General features: G+C 48.2%; 17 protein-coding genes, 1 tRNA gene and 1 pseudogene. 6 read left to right on the top strand and 13 right to left on the bottom strand.

The window, feature by feature from the left end:
* Positions 1–96: 96 nt before the first annotated feature.
* The 3 genes from ACIGG6_RS15080 to ACIGG6_RS15070 all read right to left on the bottom strand — a co-directional run bounded on the left by ACIGG6_RS15080 (position 97) and on the right by ACIGG6_RS15070 (position 6,033).
* Positions 97–2,091: a diguanylate cyclase gene (locus tag ACIGG6_RS15080; protein ID WP_399845481.1), complete on the bottom strand. Its 1,995-nt coding sequence runs from the start codon at positions 2,089–2,091 to the stop codon at positions 97–99.
* A gap of 84 nt (positions 2,092–2,175) precedes the next feature.
* The gene (locus tag ACIGG6_RS15075; RefSeq protein WP_399845480.1) at positions 2,176–4,290 is read right to left on the bottom strand and encodes a putative bifunctional diguanylate cyclase/phosphodiesterase; all 2,115 of its coding nucleotides are present in this window, start codon (positions 4,288–4,290) and stop codon (positions 2,176–2,178) included.
* A 147-nt stretch (positions 4,291–4,437) separates the two neighbouring features.
* A complete protein-coding gene (locus tag ACIGG6_RS15070; RefSeq protein ID WP_399845478.1) occupies positions 4,438–6,033 on the bottom strand; it encodes a methyl-accepting chemotaxis protein in 1,596 nt (531 codons plus the stop codon).
* A 1,266-nt stretch (positions 6,034–7,299) separates the two neighbouring features.
* Between ACIGG6_RS15070 and paaX the strand changes: the two genes are divergently transcribed.
* A complete protein-coding gene (paaX, locus tag ACIGG6_RS15065) occupies positions 7,300–8,226 on the top strand; it encodes a phenylacetic acid degradation operon negative regulatory protein PaaX (protein ID WP_089675297.1) in 927 nt (308 codons plus the stop codon).
* Positions 8,227–8,333: 107 nt separating this feature from the next.
* On the opposite strand, the gene paaY is transcribed toward paaX, so the two are convergent.
* The 3 genes from paaY to ACIGG6_RS15050 all read right to left on the bottom strand — a co-directional run bounded on the left by paaY (position 8,334) and on the right by ACIGG6_RS15050 (position 9,707).
* Positions 8,334–8,948: a phenylacetic acid degradation protein PaaY gene (gene paaY, locus ACIGG6_RS15060; RefSeq protein ID WP_089675256.1), complete on the bottom strand. Its 615-nt coding sequence runs from the start codon at positions 8,946–8,948 to the stop codon at positions 8,334–8,336.
* Between the two features lie 11 nt (positions 8,949–8,959).
* On the bottom strand, positions 8,960–9,646 hold the full coding sequence (locus tag ACIGG6_RS15055) for an aldehyde dehydrogenase family protein (RefSeq protein ID WP_399845486.1): 687 nt from the start codon (positions 9,644–9,646) through the stop codon (positions 8,960–8,962).
* A tRNA-Arg gene (locus tag ACIGG6_RS15050) sits at positions 9,635–9,707 on the bottom strand. Before ACIGG6_RS15050 ends, ACIGG6_RS15055 begins: the two co-directional genes overlap by 12 nt.
* 305 nt (positions 9,708–10,012) lie before the next feature.
* Here ACIGG6_RS15050 and ACIGG6_RS15045 point away from each other — a divergent pair.
* The 3 genes from ACIGG6_RS15045 to ACIGG6_RS15035 are packed head-to-tail and all read left to right on the top strand — an operon-like array spanning position 10,013 to position 11,419.
* On the top strand, positions 10,013–10,309 hold the full coding sequence (locus ACIGG6_RS15045) for a transposase (RefSeq protein ID WP_399845475.1): 297 nt from the start codon (positions 10,013–10,015) through the stop codon (positions 10,307–10,309).
* Positions 10,306–11,145, top strand: coding sequence for a DDE-type integrase/transposase/recombinase (locus tag ACIGG6_RS15040; protein ID WP_399845473.1), 840 nt, complete (start codon positions 10,306–10,308; stop codon positions 11,143–11,145). The genes ACIGG6_RS15045 and ACIGG6_RS15040 overlap by 4 nt, the downstream gene beginning before the upstream one ends.
* A gap of 13 nt (positions 11,146–11,158) precedes the next feature.
* The gene (locus ACIGG6_RS15035; protein ID WP_399845471.1) at positions 11,159–11,419 is read left to right on the top strand and encodes an integrase core domain-containing protein; all 261 of its coding nucleotides are present in this window, start codon (positions 11,159–11,161) and stop codon (positions 11,417–11,419) included.
* 33 nt (positions 11,420–11,452) lie between these two features.
* Here the strand turns inward: ACIGG6_RS15035 and tnpC are convergent.
* Together tnpC and tnpB are read right to left on the bottom strand one after the other, a co-directional pair.
* Positions 11,453–13,001: pseudogene (tnpC, locus tag ACIGG6_RS15030) on the bottom strand (IS66 family transposase).
* A gap of 45 nt (positions 13,002–13,046) precedes the next feature.
* A complete protein-coding gene (gene tnpB / locus ACIGG6_RS15025; RefSeq protein ID WP_399845469.1) occupies positions 13,047–13,403 on the bottom strand; it encodes an IS66 family insertion sequence element accessory protein TnpB in 357 nt (118 codons plus the stop codon).
* Positions 13,404–13,625: 222 nt separating this feature from the next.
* On the opposite strand from tnpB, the gene ACIGG6_RS15020 reads away from it, so the two are divergent.
* Both ACIGG6_RS15020 and ACIGG6_RS15015 read left to right on the top strand, forming a co-directional pair.
* Positions 13,626–13,937, top strand: coding sequence for a transposase (locus ACIGG6_RS15020; protein WP_399845468.1), 312 nt, complete (start codon positions 13,626–13,628; stop codon positions 13,935–13,937).
* On the top strand, positions 13,901–14,752 hold the full coding sequence (locus ACIGG6_RS15015) for an IS3 family transposase (protein WP_335598339.1): 852 nt from the start codon (positions 13,901–13,903) through the stop codon (positions 14,750–14,752). Before ACIGG6_RS15020 ends, ACIGG6_RS15015 begins: the two co-directional genes overlap by 37 nt.
* A 344-nt stretch (positions 14,753–15,096) precedes the next feature.
* On the opposite strand, the gene ACIGG6_RS15010 is transcribed toward ACIGG6_RS15015, so the two are convergent.
* The 5 genes from ACIGG6_RS15010 to ACIGG6_RS14990 all read right to left on the bottom strand — a co-directional run bounded on the left by ACIGG6_RS15010 (position 15,097) and on the right by ACIGG6_RS14990 (position 20,846).
* Positions 15,097–15,891, bottom strand: coding sequence for an IclR family transcriptional regulator domain-containing protein (locus ACIGG6_RS15010; protein WP_399845466.1), 795 nt, complete (start codon positions 15,889–15,891; stop codon positions 15,097–15,099).
* A gap of 428 nt (positions 15,892–16,319) precedes the next feature.
* Positions 16,320–17,456, bottom strand: coding sequence for an alpha/beta fold hydrolase (locus ACIGG6_RS15005; RefSeq protein ID WP_399845464.1), 1,137 nt, complete (start codon positions 17,454–17,456; stop codon positions 16,320–16,322).
* Positions 17,434–18,378, bottom strand: a complete 945-nt coding sequence (locus ACIGG6_RS15000) for an IS5 family transposase (protein WP_399845462.1) — start codon at positions 18,376–18,378, stop codon at positions 17,434–17,436. Before ACIGG6_RS15000 ends, ACIGG6_RS15005 begins: the two co-directional genes overlap by 23 nt.
* A gap of 658 nt (positions 18,379–19,036) precedes the next feature.
* Positions 19,037–20,347, bottom strand: a complete 1,311-nt coding sequence (locus tag ACIGG6_RS14995; RefSeq protein WP_399845460.1) for a TRAP transporter large permease subunit — start codon at positions 20,345–20,347, stop codon at positions 19,037–19,039.
* A gap of 1 nt (position 20,348) precedes the next feature.
* Positions 20,349–20,846, bottom strand: coding sequence for a TRAP transporter small permease (locus ACIGG6_RS14990; RefSeq protein ID WP_083023968.1), 498 nt, complete (start codon positions 20,844–20,846; stop codon positions 20,349–20,351).
* Between the last annotated feature and the right edge of the window lie 13 nt (positions 20,847–20,859).

Raw genomic sequence — 20,859 nt, 5'->3', positions numbered from 1 at the left:
TGCACAAAGAACGGGAAAATAGTGCCTAAATTTGCAATTTTTTATCAGCTCAAGTGAGCGTTGACGAATATCGGTAATTATTCAGACCTTCCTTAGTTAAAGAGAAGAGTTGACGATCACTCGGTTGCGCCCTCCTTCTTTAGCCTGGTAAAGCCCTATATCTGCACGCTTCAGTGCCGCTTTTAAAGATTTCTCATTGTTCAAAAGGGCGGTAACCCCCAGAGAGGCGGTCAGCCAGAGCGTTTTTTCTAAGCTGGCTTCCGTTATATTGACAGCGTTCAGAGCGACCGTTTGACGTATCCGCTCGGCGACCTGTGTTGCCTGTGTGAGCGTGGTATTCGGGAGCAAAATAGCAAACTCCTCACCGCCTACCCGGCACAGCAAATCTTCCTGACGCAGAAGTTCAGCAACGACCCGCGTGAAGTTTTTTAGTACCTCATCGCCTGCGTCGTGCCCGTAGTCGTCGTTAATCTGCTTGAAATGGTCAATATCAATAGTAATGAGCGCGATGGGTTGATTGTGGCGGCGCGCACGCGCCATCTCAATGGTTGCCTGAGACTGCAGGTAACGCCGGTTAAATACACCCGTTAACGGATCCGTCATTGCTTGGGCGCGCAACTTTTCTTCCAACTGCTTGCGCTCTGTCAGATCGAAAACGGTTGCCCGTGAGTGCACAAAGCGTTCATTACGATGGTATGCAGACGCTTGAATCATCACATGGCGCTGCTCTCCACTTCGCGTGCGAAGACTGCATTCAGCACTGCCTTTTTGATGCTGCAGTACGTTTTCAAAGGCTTGATCAAACTGATGACGCGTTTCAGGTGTTATCAGCTCACGGTAATCAATACGGTCGATCACCTCATCTGCCGAATACCCAAGCCAATTAAGCTCGGTTCGATTCATTTTGACCACACGCCCATTTTTGTCGAGCGAGTGATAACCACAAGGGGCATTTTCGTATAAATCGCTTACCTCAATGGCATGGCGCTGTGCTGCTTGGCGTAACTGACGCTGACGCTGACCGCTAATGGCCCAGAATATGCCAAACGCTACGGCAACCGCATAGGTCAGCAACAAAAACCAAAGCACGATGGTCTCTTCATCTAGTAAGGTGCGCCAGGAGGGCTGGGGGAGCACCACACCTAGCTTCCAAGGATAGTGAGAGGGTTCACTGAAAATATTGCCTGCTAAGCTACGATAGGATTGGGTGCGTATATCTTCAGTTTGAAAGCGCAATAAGTGGTTGTCGACGGTCGCATTACCCTCATTGCGTTGCTGCATCGCCTGCCAATACCGCGGAGCCAGTGAGGCAAAGCTACCGCCAAAGTTAACAGCTCCCAACGTCAGCGTCGTCGCACTGTTTAACAACCAGCGCCCCTGAGCATCTACCAACACGGCATCCGCCCTTTGATCCAGCCGCATCGATTGATATAGAGCAGTGGTGAGGTAATTCCAGTTAAGGCTCAATAAGACGACGCCCTGTCTTTCCCCGGTAGCACTAAAAATAGGTGTAGAAACATTGACCACCGGAATAACATCATCACCAAACAGCTCGTACTGTAAATTATGCCCAGGCGGGGAAATATACAGATCGCGAGGTAATAATTTACTCGCTTCTATGAAGTAGTCAGTCTTAGCGTGCTGATTAGCTGCTACTCGTGGGCCAGTTTCTGCGCTCTGCGGCGCACGCAGCACTTCATACCCTTGATTATCAATAAGCACCAGCTTGGTATAGCGGGGATAGTGGCTAATAAGGGTATCCAAAAAGTTAGATAGCTGCGCGAGCTCGCTAAGCGAGTAGTGCGGCTCTGTCAAAAGTGATGCATGTTGTGCATCGAGGTAGCGCCTTAGAGCTGGCATTTCGGCAATCGCCAGGGCGTAATTAAGGCTTTCATTGATATCGCGGGTCAGTGCTTCTTGGCCCACTTTCAGTACGGCTTTGGCCTCAGCATGAAGGCTATCGATTCGTGTCTCCATGTGCACGTGCAGCATAGGCAGTAGCGTCGTCGATACTAAGATCAACGGTATGCTGACGGCTAACAGTAGACGAATATATAGACGGCGCAGTGGCACGGCGTATTTTCCTGTCATGAAATAGGCTGCTCAATAAGACAGCCTGTTATTAGCGTTATGTAAATAAACAGATCAACCGAAACGGAAAGGGTACACAGCTAGCTACAGCGGCGTCAGTATGGGTGGTAGGTACTTTAAAACATCGAAGGGGACAGGCTTTGAGAAATAGAACCCTTGTAACAGGTTGCAGTGGCGCTGCTGCAGGTCTACCTGCTCCTCTTTCGTTTCGATACCTTCAGCCACCACTGAAAGCTCCAGGTGGTGTGCCATAGTAATGACCCCCTGAACGATGGCCGCATTTTTCACATTGCGTGAAATGCCGCTAATAAAGAGACGATCAAGCTTCACCTTGCTGATCGGCAGATCGCGCAAATAACTTAAGCTTGAAAAGCCTGTACCGAAATCATCCAGCGCAACGCTAATCCCCAAATCCCGTACCTCGTTAAGCAGCGCAACCGCTTGCTCGGTATTGGACATTAAGGTGCCCTCTGTCACTTCCAGCTCTAGCAAGCTTGGGGGAAGGCCACTATTACGCAGAGCCTCTTTGATCTCGTCCATGAAACCGCTACGCCGGAATTGCATAGGCGAGATATTAACCGCCACTACAAGGGGATCTTCACGCGTGGCATTTAACTGGGCAATATCGTGGCACGCACGCTCAAGCACCCAGCGACCAATAGCAATAATTTGTCCTGTTTGCTCAGCAATAGGCATAAACACACCCGGCGATACCAACCCCTTATTAGGGTGATGCCAGCGGATTAGCGTTTCTACACTGCGTACACACCCAGTGCTCGCATCTACAATAGGCTGGTAATACGCTTCAAACTGATTCTCTTGAATCGCCTCTTGCAGTTCACGACGGATAATGACGTGTTCAGCAATATTGTCGATTGAGTCGCCGCAATACCACTGCCAAGTATTACGCCCCTGGCGCTTAGCATCAGACATCGCTAGGCTGGCATGGTGAAGCAAATGATGGGCTTTCACTACGCCGCCTTTATTCGACGCAATCCCGATGCTTGCACTGATATGCAAACAGTGCTGATAGAGCGTAAAGGGCTGCGCAATGGTGGCTAATAACCGGTTGGCGAGCGCAATCACTTCATGCTCACTGGGCAAAGGTGCCATCAGCACGACAAACTCATCGCTTGAGAGACGTGCCACATGGGCACCAGCAGTCACTGTATCCAGTAAACGTTGAGCCACCATCTTGAGCAGCTGGTCGCCCATACTATGGCCCAGCGCATCATTAACGGGTTTGAAGTCGTCCAAGTCAATATAGAATACGGCCAACTCTTGACCCTGCTTTATACAGTTTTGAAAGGCGTGCTCCAAGCGTGTTTGCAACGCCCCTAAATTCGGCAACCCAGTGAGAGGATCATGGGACGCTTGGTAAGCAATGCGAGACTCTTGTAAACGCTGCTGAGTGATATCCTGCTGTATACCAATGAAGTGTGTACAAGCCCCCTCTTCATTAAAAACAGGGCTGATCGAGAGCTGATTCCAGAATAGGCTGCCGTCATGGCGATAGTTGCGTAATAATACCTGCACATCCTCATGCTGAGTAATGCCCTGACGTATTTTCTCAATGGCCTCAGGGCTAGTCCCCTCCCCCTGCAAAAAGCGACAGTTTCTCCCCAACACCTCATCGGCAGAGTAGCCCGTAAGGTCCATGAAAGCCTTATTGACATATACAAGAGGCAGATGAGGCTCGGTGGCATCGGCCATTACTACACCATTTGGGCTAGCCTCAATACCACGCTTCACCAGCCGTAGCTCGTACTCATCTTGCTTATGCTGGGTAATATCACGGCAAATAGCATAAACACCGATTAATTGCCCATCCGCCATAATCGGCACATGGGTCACTTCAAGTTGCAGGGCTTGGCCAGCTTCGCCGATCCCTGCTGCATGGTAGCTCTGATGCTCACCCATTAACGTGGCGCTGAACGCGGTTTGGGCAATGACACGCATCTCGGGTTGGAGAAACTGAAAGTAGGAGCCCCCCACCATCTGCTCAATAGAGATACCGGTAAGACGGGCTGCAGCCAAATTACTATGGATCACCGTACCGCTCAGATCTAACTCGAAAATACCATCTGGATGATAGGTAAACAGCGAATGATAGCGCGCCTTCAAATAGTGCGGTAAGGCGTGCGAGCTATCATGCTTGTTTAAGCTCTCCTTAAAAGTTGCCAGTAACGGTTTTTTCACAAAAGAATCCGATTGCTATAGTAATAAAGCAGAGCGCTAACATTCGTTAGCGCTTACCTAGATTGGTAGGCCCATACAGCCGATGACGCGGCCGCCTATGTCAACCGCCCCACCGGCACTACTTTAAATGGCTCAAAAATTTACCATTCAACTTGATGCAATAGACAAAGTGCCACCGGAAGCTGACGCACTGGTAGCCGACGAATTGAGCTTAAATGTCGCGATAATGCCCGCTAAACGATCAGCCTCTTCCTGTAACGAAGCTGCTGACGTGCTGGTTTCCTCAACTAAGGAAACGTTCTGCTGGGTAGCTGAATCCATTTGACTAATAGCGGTGCTAACTTGGCTAATACCGCTCTCTTGCTCGTTGACCGCCAATGCGATCTCACTCATTAATTCGTTCACCTGCTTAACAGCATCAACCGTGGTCTCTATCCCCTCACCGCTAAGCTCCGATTGCTGTGAACCCTCTTTTATCCGGGTCGCGACATCATCAATGATGCTTCGGATCTGGCTTGAAGACTCCGACGTTTTGGTTGCCAACTTGCGCACCTCACCCGCAACCACAGCAAAGCCACGCCCATGCTCACCGGCTCGGGCAGCCTCAACCGAGGCATTTAGCGCCAGAATATTAGTTTGAAAAGCAATACTCTCAATGACCTGAATAATATCTTGCACGCGTTTGGAGTGCTCTTCCATATCCTTCATTAAAGCGGTAGTTTGGAGCACTTCCTCCTTAGCATCCCCTGCCTTAGCAGAAGCGGTGACCGTTAATTCGCTGGCCGCATCGGCCGTTTTGTTGTTCTGGCTAACCGTGGAAGACATCTGTTCCATGCTAGTGGCTGTTTCTTGCAGCGCACTCGCCTGCTCTTCTGTTCGAGAAGCGAGATCTTCACTACCACTAGCAATTTCTCGAGCGCTATTGGCCACCATTTGACTGGTTTGTGTCAAGGTCGCCATCATATCCGCTAGCTTAACCTGCATAGCATGCATCGCCTTGTACAACTTACCAATCTCATTGCGCCCTTCATCATCAATATGGCTAGTAAGGTCGCCTTGAGAGATATTTTCACAAATAGCAACGGCACGGCTGAGTGGCGAAACAACAAACCGACGCAGCCCAACTTGTAGGCCAATAAAAAGCAGTACCGACAAAATAAGAACCAACGCCACTGTCCAGATAATTCGTTGGCTAATAGCAGCAGCCTCTTCTTGCATCTCTCCAGCCAACTGCTCTGCAAAACGCGCAAAATCGCGGGTAGCAGAGGTCATATTGCTGGCGGAATTTTCAAGGCGCTGCTCTTCAGCGGCCACTTGTGCAACATCGCCAGACTCAACAGCCGTCAGTAGGGTGGGGGTTACCATTTCTTGAAAACGAGTCACCACTTCTTGGTAATAAGGGTAACGACGCTGCTGCTCAGTAACGGTGTACGCATCCAACTCATCAAACCGCTGCACTGCCAACTCCAAACTAGAGCTCATCTGTTCGAGGGCAGTAGCCGCTTCAGGCAACCCGGCATTGGTATAAGCAATATAACGCGCCATGCGTAAACGCATTTCCATCAGGTTGACTTCCATGCGATTGGCGGAATTAACCTGGTCTGCACTCAGTTCAGCTATTTCATTGATGTCACTTAAACTATCACGGGCGGAGGAGATGGCTATTGCACCTACCACCATCACCATAATAATCAGTGATAACATGGCTGCTGTTAGGCTATGTTGGATGCGTATGTTTCTCATGGATATGCAACCCCTTTTTTAAATAGTATTGACACGCGTCTTAGCGCTTTTAAGCTATCACGCCATTGATTTTTCAATAAAGCGCTCAAAGCCTTAATAAACCGCACTTTTCATTACTATTCGTTACTATGGGGCTGATGCGAACACATTCATCATGAAAAACAGCTACAGCACACTAACCCCAATCATCCCACATTAACCTTTTATTATTTAACTTAAGCTAGATGATGTCAATTATGGTTACTATGTATATTAAATAACGCCTAATCAATCCTTTAACTAATTTACATAAAATTTTCACAAAACATTATAAGCATCTCTTAAATTAAAGAAAATCAAAAAACAAACCCAATTATTTCAAAAAGTTACGAATTGAAATAATGCCAATTTTCATCACACCGCAAATCACCTGCTCTGTGTAGCAGCGCCTACTTCTTTGATGTCGCAACCCAAAACGCCAGGGTTTTTACTTAGAAAAACACTCTCAACTACTCAATCGAAAGCAAGCCAAAAGGGCTAACTCACCACCAACAAACCAGCTTGCCTGGAAAAACCATGCTAGGAGTAAGAGGAAAAGAGGCTTAGCCACGCCAATGAAGAATTTGGATGAATAAAGCACCTTAGCAGCAAAGATTTTTGTAAGGGCGAAAGACCTACTGAAAAACCCGAAGAACACCACCTATCTTACTTACGTTGCCATACAGTATCTTAGCGCCCAAGCGCGCCAGACGGTGGTGACCATCTCATCGTCACCTTCAAGCATATTTTCTATTAATACGAGGCTTATGTCTCCGGACATTCTTGCCATGATAGGGTTACCCGGTTATAGGTGGAACAACCTTGTGATGATCATCTTGAACACTACTAGGTTAATCCAGCCTTCGTCTTTTGCCAAAAATGTGACTTATCCATTTTTGATTGGTGACTGAGGCTGTGATGTTCTGCTTTGAAAGATTTGATGCGGTTTGGCATCGAATACCGAATAGCTTGCAGCTAATTAAGCGCACAAACCATGGTGCTGTCAGCTGATGCCCACTGTTACTGAGCAAAAGCATACTACCGTGAAGGGCAATAAGCACACATGCAAACACCCGCCTAGCATTCGATACATAAAACCCCATTTTTTAAAATTTTAGGGTGATAGTAAATGCCTATTATCAAGGGGATATGCCCCTCAAAAAAAATAGTGATACACTATTACTTCTGATCATTAACATTTTCTGTCTTTTTTTGGCAGCTAAATTGCAAAGGAACTCTGCCATCGCCATGTCAGCCGCGAAAGATTGTGTCGCTACCCTTATTGATGATTTTCAGAAGCGTCGCCCCCTTCGTGCGGGGTCGCTCATTATCACTATCTACGGCGACTCTATCGTCCCCCGTGGCGGTACTGTATGGCTAGGAAGCCTCTCCAAGCTTGTAGAACCGATCGGCATCAATGAACGATTGGTGCGCACATCCGTTTATCGGCTAACTCATGAGACTTGGCTGAAGGGTGAAAAGGTAGGCCGCCGAAGCTATTATCGATTAAGTGGCCCTGGGCGGCGTCGCTTTGAGCAAGCCTTCAAGCGTGTTTACCACGGAGCACAGCCATCTTGGTCGGGCCAATGGACGCTTGCCTTTTTAACACAGTTACCTCCAGAGAAGCGCCAGCAAATTCGGGACGAGCTCGAATGGTTAGGGTTCGGTAACTTTTCTCAAGGCGTGCTGGCTCACCCTGTTTTATCAAGGGCTGAAACCATGGTGGCATTACAAGAGCTAAATGCGGCAGATGATACTATCGTCATGCAAACTCAGACTATGGAGCCCATGACAAGCAAACCCATGCGCCAGCAAGTAAGGGAGAGTTGGAATCTTGACGAATTGGCCGAACTCTATCATCGTTTTCTAACCAAATTCCGCCCGCTTTGGAATGCTTTAAATACGGACAATGACTTAAGCCAAGAAGAGTCCTTTATTGCTCGAACGCTACTTATACATGAATATCGTAAAGTACAGCTACGAGACCCCCTCCTGCCTGATGAGCTTTTGCCCACTTCATGGGAAGGCCGTTATGCACATCAATTGTGCCGAAACCTCTACCGCTTGTTGTACCAACGTACAGAGATATGGCTAAACAAGCATTTGGAAACGGCCGAAGGTCCTCTACCCGCTCCGGGCCCTGCTTTCTATCAGCGTTTCGGTGGACTAGAGTGACTGCTCCCTATACGCCCGAGTGGGCGAGGGTTCACGCGGATTTTTGCTGATGTTTCTCGCCCCAACATTCAACGAATACTAGGGCGAGGAAGAATGTTATTTAAAAATCATACACGTGGTGATTTTTCCAATGTTTGCTGCTTGGGTTGAGTATCACCAGCCAACAAAGAAGGACGATCAGCGTCCAGTTCAGCCAGCGGCTCACAGGGTTCTAAGCTGTCACGACAACGCGTCACTAAGCGCTGATACTCTTTAGTACCCTCCTGTTTCCATGAAAACTCTTCGCCACTCAACTCTCGCTTAACCTTTGCAGGAGCCCCCATCACTAGCGACTGGGGGGCGCACTCAAAACCAGCCTTGACGAACGCAGCCGCTGCAACGATAGATCGCTCAGCAATAATGGCTCCGTCCATCACTACTGCGTTCATGCCAACCATGGCATCACGCCCTATGACACAGCCATGCAAGACAGCACCATGACCAATATGACCATCCTTCTCGACTTTCGTGATGCAGCCTGGAAAGCCGTGCATCACGCAGGTATCTTGAAGATTCGCTCCCTCTTCAAGCACTAATCGACCAAAATCACCGCGCATGACTGCTCCTGGGCCCACATAACAATTGGGCCCAACAATCACATCCCCGATCAATACTGCAGTAGGGTGAACATAAGCCGTCGGATGCACCACCGGTGTTACCCCTTCAAGTCGATAATAAGGCATAACGTTCTCCGTTAGTTAGATTGACCGTGGCGGCGGCTTTGCACCACCACGAAGCGGCTGGCAACAAAGGCCTGATTGCACAGAGAGGCATTCGCCGCCGGATTTCCACCAGTGGCGTGAAAGTCACTATAAGCAGCCGACTGGTTGACAAATAACCCTCCATCCAAATTCAGCGAGAGCGGGGTTGCTACCTCCATAGCAAGTTCTTCGAACTGCTCGGCTACTGTTTCGTCGGTTGTATAACCACCTAGGGTTATCGCACCTTTTTCCCGTATGACATCACGCGCCAGCTCAATACTATGCGCGGTACTTTCCGTCGCGACGATGAAGCTTATGGGGCCAAAGCGCTCCTCACTATAGGCGGCCTTTTGCTCTGCCCCCACCTTGAGAATAAGCGGCGTATGAGTGCGTGCTTTGGGGAACTGAATGTGCTCTCGCGGCTCGCTATCCAGCACTATTTCACCCAAGCCGCGGCATTTATCAATCCTGGCTTCCGTCACGGGCGATTGGAGGGCACCCAACACCGTGCAGGCTCGGTCGTTGTCACTCAGAAATGCTTGAACGGCTTTCGCAAGCGCTGCTGCCACATCGTCAAAGCTCAAATGGCCTTCCAGTGTTTCAATGCCGCTCTTTGGCACATAAATGGCCTGGGGGGTCGTGCACATCTGCCCAGAATAAAGGCTCAGCGAGAAAGGCAGGAATTGAACCTGCGACCTTCGGCTTCGGAGGCCGGTTTCAGTCGCATACGTATCCTTCCTCCTCATCGCCAAAAAATCATAAATTTTTTAAAAAACAATTACTTAAAACAAAATAAATGCTTTCTAACTCTTCACTATCACACCAATTAACGCCATTCTTTGTCTTTTGTCGTCACAATGTTGGCACACACCGTGACTTTTTCGCGTCCTGCTTTTTACCAGATTTGACCTTTGGTCAACGCGCAATATGTGCTCGTTTGAATGATTTGGCTACGCATAAAACGCGAGTAGCCTCCTCTGTCAGCCTAGTTGTCCGGTTGGCGATATCGCCTAAACTCAATCCAGAGGGAGCGGTATGGAATTCATGTGCCACGTTATTCTGAAGAGCGTAAAGCCGCCATCCTGAAAAAGTTATTGCCGCCCCACAATCGCAGTGTGGCGTCGGTAGCAACGGAAGAAGGCATCTCCAACGCGACGCTGTATAGTTGGTTAAAACAGTGTCGAGAAAAAGGAGTGCCTGTGCCGGGTTACACCCAAGGCGACAACGAATGGTCACCTGACGCCAAGCTAGCCGTTGTCATCGAAACCGCGACGATGTCAGAAACAGAGCTTGGCGCTTACTGTCGTGAAAAAGGCCTTTATCCCGAGCAAATCCAGCAATGAAAAGCCGCTTGTCTCGAAGGAGCTGGTCGGCAAGAAGAGCAGGCAAAAGCAGCGCAGAAACAGCGCAAAGAAGACCGAAAGACCATCAAGCAGCTCAAAGCGGAAGTACGGCGCAAAGACAAGGTGCTGGCAGAAACAACGTCGTTGCTGGTGCTTTCAAAAAAGCTCGAAGCCTTGTACGGCGAGGATCCGGACAGCGGCGAGGACGACTAACGCCTCTCAAGGAACGTGCAAGGCTCATCGCGCTATTTGACGAAGCGGTTGTGGGTGGCGCGTCCCGTTATCAAGCGGCTGCCGTGATTGGCATAAGCGAACGCACACTGAAGCGGTGGCGATCTGAGCGCGGCGCTATTGTCGAGGATCAGCGTCCGCATGCAGGGCAAAGCAGGCAGCCGCATCAGCTGACGCATGAGGAAGAGCAAGCCATTTTGAACACGTGCCATCGCCCCGAGCATCAGAGCTTGCCGCCGTCTCAAATCGTTCCTTTATTGGCCGACGAAGGCGTCTATCTGGCCTCCGAATCGTCGTTTTATCGGGTCTTGAAAAAGCATCATCAGCAGCACCATCGTGGCCGTATGAAACCACGTCGTTCAGTCCCCGAGCCGACCAGCTTTACGGCTACAGGGCCAAACCAGGTCTGGAGCTGGGACATCAGTTATTGTGCCTCCGTTGTGCGAGGTCAGCACTGGTATCTTTACCTGATCATGGATATCTACAGCCGCAAAATCATTGCTTGGGAAGTCCACGATACGGAATCGAGCGAGTTGGCTAAACAGCTTTTGGAACGTGCCTTGCTGCGAGGGTTGCTGACATCAGCCGCCAGTACTGCACTCTGATAACGGAGCACCGATGACCTCCTATACGCTCAAAGCGAGGCTAACAGAGCTGGTCATGTTGATGTCTTACAGTCGGCCGAGAGTAAGCAATGATAACCCTTACTCGGAAGCGCTGTTCCGTACCGTCAAATACTGTCCAGCGTGGCCCACCAAGGGCTTCGTATCGCTGGGCGCGGTACGAGAATGGATGCTAGCGTTCGAGCGGGCTTACAACGAACAGCACCTGCACAGTGGCATCCAGTATGTCACGCCAGCGGACCGTCATCGCGGGTAAACGATCCATTAACCCTACCTATGCAGGCTGCGTTTAGATCGGTAATGTCTCTTTCCACTGCCAGGGCAGCAGCGTGTTGAGGTCATCATCATCGAGGGTGGGCAGTGTCGCGAAGACATACTGCAAGCAATCGTAAGGCGAGAGACCATTGGCTTTGGCGGTTTCGATCAGGCTATAGATCGCTGCGCTGGCATGAGCACCGCTCGGGGTGTGGCTGAACAGCCAGTTTTTACGCCCCACCACGAACGGACGGATAGCGTTCTCTGCCGGATTGTTGTCCAGCGGGATCAGGCCATCGTCTAAGAACCGGACCAGGCGGGGCCATTGCTTGTCCAAGTAGTGCAGGGCTTTACCCAGCGCACTCTTGGGTAGCACCTGGGCCAGTGACTTGTCGAGCCAGGTGCGCAGTTGATCGATGAACGGACGGCTCTTCTGCTCACGCAGCGCCTGACGCTTGTCGGGTTCAAGAGCCTTCGCCTGTTTTCCACACCATACAGCTTACGGATCTGGTTCAGTGCCCAGTCTGCTTTGCCGGTTTTGCCTTTGGGCTGTACTTTCTGGGCGTCCACGAACTTACGCCGGGCATGCGCCCAGCAGCCTGCATGGGTGATTCCATTACGGCGAACGATCTCGGCATAGCCTTCATAGCCATCGGTGAGTAAGCGACCCGCATAGTCGCCCAACAGATCAACGGGCACCCGTCCGGCGCGGCTGGCGGCGTAGTCGAACAAGACGACTTGCTGGCCCGGTGGGCCACCGCGCTGCACCCACATGTACGAGGTGGCACTGGCAGAACGGTCCGTTTCTTGGTTGACCTGGAGCGTTGTCTCATCCATGTGGATCAGCGGGGCATTTAAGCGGTGTTGACGCAACGTATCGATCAGCGGGGTGATCCGTTCTCCCACCTGCACCATCCAGCGTGCCAGGGTATTACGGGGGATCTCGGCGCCATGGCGGGCAAAGATCTGGCTTTGCCGATACAGCGGTAGCGCGTCCTGGTATTTGGCCGTCGCGATATAGGCGAGCAGCGTGGCGCTGGCATTGCTCTTGGGCAACAGCTTGGCCGGCGCTGGGGCCGTGTTGACGCCCTCTTCGCAACACGGGCAGGCACCACGTGCAGTTCCTCACTAACCTCTTCACCGATCACCTTGAGCGCGGTGCCGTCCTCGTGGCAGTGGCGAGCATGATCGGGTAATTCATGCACCACCTCGACGCGCGGCAGCTCCGGTGGTAGCGCCACCCGCCCGCCGCGCGGGCGACGCTTAACAGGCATGGTGGTGTCGGTCGTCGCGTCATCAGCCGTGGTGTCGCACGCCGATGCATCGCCGTCTTCCTCGTCAACCGCCACTTCAGCTTCATTGATCAGAAGATCCTGCTGGTCGACACGGTACTTCTCGGTAGAGGGGCCGAACTGACGTTCCAGGGCAAGCCGGAACTGTTCAAACAGCGACTGTTTGGTGGCCTCCCACTGCGCTTCTTTTTTCTCCATCAACGCCAACAGCCGCGCATTTTCAGCGTCAGCAGCAGCCAGCTTGCGCTCAAGCTGGGTGACCGTCGGTGAGGAAGCGTTGGTGTTTTTCATACTGCCTAGTGTACCAAAAACGTCACCAACATAGGAGCGTTACGGCTATCCAACCCGCTGAAAATTCAACGCTTTGTGAGGTTGCATAGCCTTCAGGTTATAGCCATCCAGCAACCAGTTAAGTTCTTGACCGGTTAACGTCACGGTCTCGTCCTTCAGGTGGGTGGGCCATTTAAACCGCTCACGTTCCAAGCGCTTGTACCACACCACAAAGCCCTTACGTTCCCAGAATAGCAGCTTCACTTTATCGCGCTGTCGATTACCGAACACGAACAGCGCTTGATCAAACGGGTTCAAGGCCATGGCTTCCTGCACCAACAGCGCCAAGCCATCGATTTGCTTTCGCATATCGACGGGCTCTGGGCACAGGTAGATCTTTAGGTCAGTGCCTGGACGAATCATGTGACGACCTCCACCGCGACAAACCGTGCGGGACGACAACGCGGAGGCACGGGGAAGCCTTGCACGATTAACCGTTTTTCCCACGCCATCAGGTCGGCGAACGTCACGGCTTGCGCTTGAGCATACGCACTTAACGGCAGCGGCAACGCGGCGGCATAAGACAGGTTGAAGTGACCCCCTCCAAAGCTGCACAGGCTATAGTGCAGCTATCAGGAGGACGAGATGAGCAACGAACCCACCGTCAAACGCTGGACCGCCAAGCGTAAAGCCGCCGTGGTCATGGATATCTTCAAGGGCAAGACCACCGTCGCTGAGGTGGCTCGACAGCATGACCTCACCGTCTCCGAAGTCGAGGGCTGGATCGAAGAGGCCAAACGCAACATGGAGAACGGGTTCCGAGCCCGGCCCAAGGATATCCGTGAGCAGTACGAATCCGATCTGCGGGAAACCAAGGAGGCGCTGGGCGAGGCTCACCTGCAGATCTATGCATTAAAAAAGTGGCGCCGCCTGCTCGACGAGGACGACAACTCGTAGTGTCGTTGCAGGCGGAATTGGCCAACGAGGGCCATTCGGTATCGCTATCCAAGCTCTGTCGCTGGCTAGGTGTACCCAGGCGGAGCGTCTATTACCGGCCCAGGAGACGGCAGCGCTTGATCAATACAGAGCTGGAAGCGCGCGTAAAGCTGACCTTGGAACGCTTCCCTACGTATGGTTATCGACGATTGGCCTGTGTCCTGGGCGAGAATCGCAAACCCGTACAGCGCATCCTGCAGCTCAAGGGCTGGCAGGTGCGCAAGCGTCCCCAAGGTTTTCGGCCTCGTGCCAAGAGCTTGCCATCAGTGACCACGCAGCCTGATGAGCGCTGGGCCACTGACCTTACTCACGTCTGGTGCGGCAAGGATCGACGGGCCAGCCTGGCAGTCATTATTGACTGCTGCACGCGGGAGATCCTCGGTTGGCGATTATCGGACAATGGCAGCAGCAATACAGCGGAAGCCGCCCTGGAAGAGGCCCTGATCCAGCGACTCGGCGCTCTGGGACGAGTCCATCAGCCTCTGGCGCTACGCTCGGATAACGGGCTGGTTTTCAGCAGCCGGCACTACACGGCGACGGTGAAGGCGTATGGCCTGAGCCAGGAGTTCACGACGCCGTACACGCCAGAGCAGAATGGCCTCGTAGAACGCTTCTTCCGTTCATTGAAGGAAGAATGCATCTGGCTTCATCGCTTCGAGTCACTAGGCCAGGCAAGAGCCGTCATCGGTCGCTGGATCCGGTATTACAATGAAGAGCGGCCGCATCAGTCCCTGGGCTATGTGGCACCCAAAGCTCACCCGGCATTAGTCGCTTGAGGTGAGCAAAAACCAGGGGGTCATTACAAGGTGGCCTAACCAAAACGCTTGAGTGGAATTGAGTTCGCGGCTCATGATGATCTCCAAAATCAAAGAGACCATCAGTGTGATCAGCCAACGTTAAGGTGGGTAGATGGGTTTTATGGCGCGCTTACGGAAGAGCTGGACGCTATTGCCTTGGAGCTGAATATGCGGCCTCGAAAATGCTTTGATTTTAAATGTCCAATAGAAGTGATGAGCGAGCTGATGGCTAAGTACCGTGAAAGCTCATCAACCATCAATGAGTGTGTTGCACTCAGAGTCTGCATCCGCCATTGTATATCCTGATAACTTTTAAACACCATTTAAGAAGTAATTGAAGTACAGATTTCTGATGCAGTCTCTTGTAAAATTGGTAAGTAGGTTTTTAGTAAGGTGGAAATATTGACACGAACAGCGTTAGTACTGATATTAATTGCGCCAAGCAGTTTTCCGTTAGCATCAAAAGCTGGCACGGCTAGTGAGCGAAGCCCTGAATCCAGCTCTTGGTCTACAATGGCGTAACCCTGCTTACGTACTTTTTTGATGCAGTTCTTGAGAGTGAGAGTGTCAATTATAGTTTTATCGGTATAGCGCTTTAAGGGTAAATTATTAAGATATGTGTCGAGTTCCTGGTTAGATAACTGTGCAAGTAGTACACGACCCATTGATGTATGTGCGGCAGGTAAGCGCGTGCCTACTGATAGCGTAATTGCCATCAATCGGTGCGGAGCTGAAGAGCGAGCCAGATAAATCACTTCATCGCCGTCTAGCACACCGAGTGAGGATGACTCCCCACACTGGGCAGTAATCCTTTCTAGGAACTTCTGAATAACGCTACGATGATTATTGCTCGCTAGATAAGAGTACCCTAACTGCAATACCTTAGGTGCCAGTTCAAAGTAACGCTGTTCTTTATATACATAACCAAGAGCATGAAGTGTGAGTAGAAAACGGCGTGCTTTGGCGCGGTTCATCCCTGTGCGTTCGGCTACTTCGCTAAGGGTCATACGCGGATGGGCATTATCAAATGCCATAATGATATCAAGCCCACTAGCGAGAGCTGATACATAGTCGCGATCAGCTGGTTGTAACGGATTACCCTGTGAAGTGCTGTCCATGTTTTACCTGCAAACTTTAGCTTTGATTAATTTAATTAGCACTAACTAGAATGATGAAATCAATATAGTTCGAATAGCGAACAAAATAATATCCTCTCTACGCTACATCTTGCAATGGATATGTGTGATTATGTATCACTGCGTTACGATTTGAACTGAGAAAACGGTAGCCATCAACATCAGCGATGGCGGGAATGATCACTGATCCTCTTTAATTAGGCAATGATTCAGAACTATAAAACATTGGCACTAAGCCAATAAATTTTGAGTTTTATAGGAAATCTAGGGCAATACCTCGCAAAATGCAAATAATTAAAAAATTTAATAAAGTCGAGGATCCACTTAAAAAATCTATCCAAAACAAGGTTAAAGCACACCGTTAATAGCACAACAAAATAAAATTTATTACTGGAATTTAAATTTAATATTTATTTAAGAAACTGTACAACCTCACTAAATATAAGAGAAAATTTCTTTTCTAAAATAGCAAAATGCGAACCACTGGGAATGCTTAAATATTTCTTATCCTCGCTACCGATTTCATTATAAAAATTAATTGAAGAAGAATAAGTAGAGGTCAAATCATGCTCAGCTCTTATGACCAAAGAAGGAATATTAATAGCAGCAGGATTATGGACTTTTTCACCAGAAAAGATATCATATAAGTCAGCTAATGGGCCTGTGGGGACTATAAAGCTTTCTCCTATTGAAATAGAACTTTTCAAGGTATTTTTAATAACAGAATCTAAAACCTTTTCTTTTCTCAATGTTGTTTTTTTATTAAAAGGAATTTCTTCATCCCATCTTTTAATAAAATTCTTTTTTTCAACAAAGACATAACCTATCTTGCAACCACCACTCTCCGGTATCGCATCATACTTCGACTTCCAGTAGATACCAGCATTACTATCATTATAAATTGGTGCAAAAAACACTGCTTTATTTATTTTATCTTGTTTAAATAAAGAAAAATATTTGGTTAGAACTACTGTCCCCCAAGAGCATGAAATTACATCAACTGTTCTTTTTCCTGTACGATTCTGAACATATGAAATTATATTAGCCAAGAAAACTGATGTATTACTCACTCTCGTGTCCGAAATAGACAAATGATCATAGTTTTCTACTCGTGACATTCTAAAACCTAGAGAGTCATATGTAAAAACCCTAAAACCTTTTTCAGCTAGTTGATGGCACCAAGATACATCTTTATGATCATTTACCCAAAGCTCGGATGCAATTGTCGCTCCGTGTATCAAAATTAATGGTCGTTTATCTATGTCTAAACATTCATCATCGAAAAACTCCCTCACATGCAAATTATAGTTATTATTAACATCAACCAAAATATTAAAGTTGTTCTCTATGATCATAATTACCTCAATATCAAAAAATATTTTTAAGGAAGACCTGAATAACTGTCGATATTCATCAACGCTCACTTGAGCCAACAAAAAATCGAAAATGCAGACACGCTTCTCCCGTTCTTTGTGTATTTTTGCCCCTTTCCCGCTCATTGAGCGGAAAACGGGCGCAATCGCCCTATTCCCATAGGTATTTCTCACTGATCAGCAGGTTGCTGAACGCAGCCAGCCAGTGCAGGCGCTGAGTGTTTTTGGTCAGTCCACGATAGCGAGCCTTGCCATAACCAAAAACTTGTTTGATGTACCGAAAGTGGTGCTCCACCTTGGCACGGATACTGGCTTTGATTTTTTTGACTTTCTGTCGCCTGGCATCTAGCTTCTTGCGGGTGCCAGGCCGTTTGGCAATATACCAAGAGACATCGTTGCGGTGCTTGTGCTCGTCGCGTTTTTGAATACCCAGGTAACCGACATCACCGAAGACGCGTTGCTTTTCACTATGAAGGAGCTTATCGGCAGGCACAATGTCATGGACATTGGCAGCCGTGGTCTCGATGCTGTGAATCAGCCCAAGCTTATCGTCGACACCTATGTGCATTTTCATGCCAAAGTGCCAAGAGCTACCTTTTTTAGTCTGGTGCATTTCCGAATCCCGCTCGCCTTTTTTGCTTTTGGTGGAACTAGGCGCAGAGATGATCGTGGCGTCGACAATGCTCCCTTCGCGCAGCATCAGGCCATTTTTCTCCAGGTGGTTGTTCACTTCCTGGAACAGCACCTTGCCCAGGCCGTGGCGTTCCAGGAAATGGCGAAACTTGAGAATCGTGGTGTCGTCCGGCAATCGGTCCAGTTTCAAACCGGCGAAGTGGCGCATGGACTCGATCTCGTAGAGGGCGTCTTCCATGGCCGGATCGCTCAGGTTGTAAAACAACTGCATGCAATGGACGCGGAGCATGGCAGACAACGGATACGGAGGCCGCCCGCTCTCGCCCTTGGGGTAATAACGGGCTACCTTCTTCTCCAGCTGCGTCCAGGGGATCAGCTTGTCCATCCGCTCCAGAAAGGTTTCGCAGCGGGTCTTTCGCTTCTTGTTCTGGTACTCGGCTTCGGAGCAGGCGATTTGATCCATGGAAGCACTGAATCCTATGCAGTTGACGATAGCCGTATTATTGCTGATGGTAGTGACTTTTCAGAGCTTCCTTAATACAAATATTAAGATAAGCACCTACCTTGGATAGCGCAACAATAATTTTAGGATCACTTCTGAAAAACTGGCAGAATAATGCCTTAAATTTGTTGTGGTAGTTGCGCTGGTAGTCCGGTTATCGAATTAACCTCTATAGTTTCCAACACCAAGTCTGTTATTTTGTATGCATATCGCTGAAAATTTTGGTAAATTCCGCCAGAATAATCAATGAAATAAATACTTTCGAATTTAAACCAACACGGACTGACCAAAATCAAGCGAATTGCCAGCAATCGATCGTCGATTTCAAAAGTGATCACTAACACTGGTACGCACTTTAATAGGCTTTCCAAAAGTATAGCTCTCAGATAATACACTGCTCTTTACCTCTTGCCTATTATTACTGATGTACTCCCGATAGCAACGCCTATCCGTATCCATTTGACAATTCGATTCTTAACTTAAAAACGACACTGCACCAGATTATAACTCAATTTTTAAAATAAAAAGCAGGAGGGTCTTATCGCTACTCCTCCTGCTTATACAAAGCAACGGAAATAATTTTAGTTAATTTTAAAATTAACACTTAACCTTCTCTTAATTAAAGAAGATTTGGCAGAAAAGTAATAATTGACGGAAAGAAATAGAACGCTGCAATTGATGCCATAAACAAAGCAACAACTGGCCATGCACTTTTATATACGTCTGAAATTAATACATTATCTGCCGCACCTTTTAAAGCAAAAAGCGTATAACCGAAAGGCGGGGTTAAACTACCGACAGTCAAGTTTATCAAGAAGATAGTCCAAAACCAAATAGGATCAAAATCATATGCACTTACAACCGGTGCATACAAAGGGATTGCTAACAAAATGAAAGCAAATTGATCTATAAACATACACAGTACAAAAGGAATGAGCATTAATATAAAAAACATCATCCAATCACTAAGCTCAAGCGTACTTACGAAGTTAATTAAGCCTGACGTAGCTCCCATAAAAGAAAGTAACTGCCCAAAAAGTTTAGAACTAGCGACAATGATAATAATCATTAAGCTAATTTTTGCGGAAGACTGCAAACTATCCCACAACATTTTAAGATCAAAAGACTTATATATAGCTGCAGTGATAGCAGCTCCTACAACTCCAGTAGCAGCAGCCTCTGAAGGTGTAGCGACACCCAATAAAATAAGTCCCATAACAGAAAAAATAACAATAAAGAAAGGAGATACTTTAGCAAGCTCCTTCATTTTTTCTCTTAAAGAATAGGTCTCCACTTCTTCACTGCTAGATGGGGAAAGATCAGGTTTACGTGAAATGCTAAAATATACATATAGAAAAAGAATAAATGATATTAGGAGTCCTGGGATAATCCCTGCTATTAAAAGGCCAGCAATAGAGGTATCACGCACTAATGAGCCTATTACAATTACTAACAAGCTGGGTGGAATAATTGGAGCTAAAGAAGCGCCACCAAGAATGGTGAAATTTGTTAAATTTGTGTCATAACCTAGTTTTTGCATTTTAGGTAAAACAGAGCGCCCCAGCATGGCAGCTACTGCTGCGGCTGCACCAGATAAAGCACCAAAAATAGTTGACAGCCCAATAACTAAGTAATACATCCTACCATTGACCTTACCTATCCATTTATCAAGGGCGATTGACAAAACATCAACAGACCCAGATCTAAATAATATTTCGCCCATAAGAACAAAAAGTGGAATAGTAACAAAACTTTCTGAGGTTAAAGTTTCGTACATGCTATTACTAAACATGCCGAACCCTCTTTCTCCTAATGTCACTAAGACACCAGCAACGTTAGCGATTAAGAAAGCAACAAAAACCGGCAGCCCTGTCCCCATCAGCACGAATAGCAATAGAAAAGAAACCGCAAGTATCGTGTACCATTCCATTTTAAGCTCCTTTCTTATACACAAGATTTTCAGACAATTGTTTTTTTATTAAAACAACAAATTGAATAGCAGACAGCCCGAGGCCGAAAGGTATAAAGCCGAATACTATCCACTTAGGAACGCGAAATGAGCCTAGTGTATTAATCCCAGTTTCAAACAAACGCACAAACTCTATCATTGATACGTAGAAAACATAAGAAACAACACAAAAAGATACAGCATAAAGCACTAGCTTAAATTTTTGTGCAAAGCTGTGCGGAGAAAAATCCAGTATAATCGAGACAGCTATGTGGCTATTTTCCCGCGTTACTTCAGGCATTGCTAGCATTAAGGAAGCACAAAAAAGAAAAGTAACCGTATCTGGCCCCCATGAGGTAGGAGCTGCAAAGAAATAGCGCATTATTATTTCCATACAGAAAATAATAACAATTAATGCTAAAGCTAAGGACGCTACAAAAAAACTGGCTTTAGTAACACTGTCGATAATTTTTATAAACATAACTAAAGACCTT

This window comes from Vreelandella lionensis, from assembly GCF_044543515.1.
Lineage (GTDB): Bacteria > Pseudomonadota > Gammaproteobacteria > Pseudomonadales > Halomonadaceae > Vreelandella > Vreelandella lionensis.
This window is presented reverse-complemented; position numbering and strand designations above follow the sequence as displayed.